Source organism: Longimicrobiaceae bacterium, assembly GCA_035936415.1.
In the GTDB taxonomy this organism is placed as follows: Bacteria; Gemmatimonadota; Gemmatimonadetes; order Longimicrobiales; family Longimicrobiaceae; genus JAFAYN01.
On the sequence record DASYWD010000466.1, the window covers coordinates 1 to 1,936 of the forward strand.

Sequence of the window (1,936 nt, forward strand, 5' to 3'; positions counted from 1 at the left end):
GACACGGGGAGGAGCACCGCACCGGCCTCCTTCCGCGGCTCCACCTCCTGGACGGCAGCGGGCCCCGCCGGCTCCGGCGCCTCCTCCAGCACCAGGTGGGCGTTGGTCCCGGACCAGCCGAAGGAGCTGACGCCGGCCACGCGCGTCGCGGAGCCGCGCGGCCACGGGCGGGGGCCGCAGGCCAGCTCCAGGCGGGTCCCGCCCAGCGCCACGTGCGGGTTCAGCGCGCCGAAGTGCAGGTTCGTGGGGACCTCGCCGCGCTCCAGGCAGAGCACCGCCTTGACGAGCCCGGCGATCCCGGCCGCGCCCTCCGTGTGGCCCAGGTTGGTCTTCACGGCGCCCAGCACGCAGGGCCCGGCCCCCTCCGCGGGGGCGCCCACCGTCTCCGCCAGCGCCTCCACCTCGATGGGGTCGCCCAGCGCGGTCCCGGTGCCGTGCGTCTCCACGTAGCCCACCCGCCACGGCTCCAGCCGCGCATCCGCCAGCGCGGCGCGGACCACCTCGCGCTGCGCCAGCCCGCTGGGGGCGGTGAGCCCGTTGGTGTGCCCGTCCTGGTTGATGGCCGAGCCGCGGATCACGGCGCGGATGCGGTCGCCGTCGCGGAGCGCGTCCGAGAGCCGCTTCAGGACCACCACCCCGCACCCCTCGCCGCGCACGATCCCGTCCGCCGCCGCGTCGAAGGTCTTACAGCGCCCGTCGGCGGAGAGCATCTTCATCCGCGTGGCGGCCAGCGTGAAGTCCGGAGCCAGGATCAGGTTGACCCCGGCGGCGACGGCCAGGTCGCTCTCGCGCTCGCGCAGGCTGCGGCAGGCCAGGTGCACGGCCACCAGCGACGACGAGCACGCCGTGTCCACGCAGACGCTGGGGCCGCGCAGGTCCAGCAGGTACGCCAGCCGCCCCGCCAGCACCGCGTGCGAGGTCCCCGTCCCGGTGTAGGTGTCCACCCCCTCGGGATCGGCGAACTGCATCCGCGCGTAGTCGGTGCTGTGGTTGTGCGCCCCCACGAACACCCCCGTGCGGCTCCCGGCCAGGCGCTCGGCAGGGAGCCCGGCGTCCTCCAGTGCCCGCCACGCCACCTCCAGCAGGATCCGCTGCTGCGGGTCCATCCGCGCCGCCTCGCGCGGGGCGATCCCCCAGAAGTCGGGGTCGAAGCGGTCCACCCCGTCCAGGAACGCGCCCCAGCGGGTGGAAAGCTTCCCGGCGGCGTCCGGGTCCGCGTCGTACAGGGCGTCCGCGTCCCAGCGGTCGGCCGGGATCTCGCGCACGGCGTCGAAGCCCTCGCGCAGCAGCTCCCAGAAGCGGTCGGGATCGTCGGCCCCGCCCGGGAAGCGGCACCCCATCCCCACCACGGCCAGCGGCTCGGCGCGCTCGCGCTCCATCCGCTCGATCCGGCCGCGCATCTCCTGCACGGCCAGGAGCGCGCGCTTCAGCGGCGACAGCGCCGCCGGGGCCTGCGCCGTCTCCGGCGCGTTCGTGGGCGCGCTCATCCGCCCACCATGTCCAGGGAGTCCAGCTCGTCCAGCAGCATCGCCTCCGCCTCCTCGTCGGTGATCGCCTCCACCGCGAGCGCGGCCCCGTCCTCCCGGGCGGCGGGGACGGCGATGATGCCGTAAGCCGCGGGTGGAGAAGTCCCTTCCAGCGGCACCTCCATCCGCTGCGCCAGGAAGGGGACCAGCGCGCCCACCGTGGGATAGTTCCAGATGGCCGTCGCGGGGACGGGGACGCCGAGCGACGCTTCCAGCCGGTTGCGCAGCTCGATCGCCATGAGCGAGTCCAGCCCCAGGGCGCGGAGAGGCCGGTCCGCCTCCACGCGCGCGGGGGCGAGCCGGAGCACGCGGGCCACCTGCTCGCGCACGTGCCCCTCCAGGCGCGCCCGGCGCCGGGGCCCGGCCTCGGTGGAGAGCAGCTCCTCGCGCAGCGAGGCTTCCGGCGCGGC

Annotated in this window: 2 protein-coding genes; both read right to left on the reverse strand. The window is 76.1% G+C overall.

Going from position 1 to position 1,936, the window contains the following annotated elements:
• The coding region (locus tag VGR37_18840) for a polyketide synthase (protein ID HEV2149464.1) at window positions 1-1,487 on the reverse strand (1,487 nt) is incomplete at its 3' end.
• On the reverse strand, window positions 1,484-1,936 hold a 453-nt coding region (locus VGR37_18845), incomplete at its 5' end, for an acyl carrier protein (GenBank protein HEV2149465.1). The genes VGR37_18840 and VGR37_18845, both read right to left, overlap by 4 nt.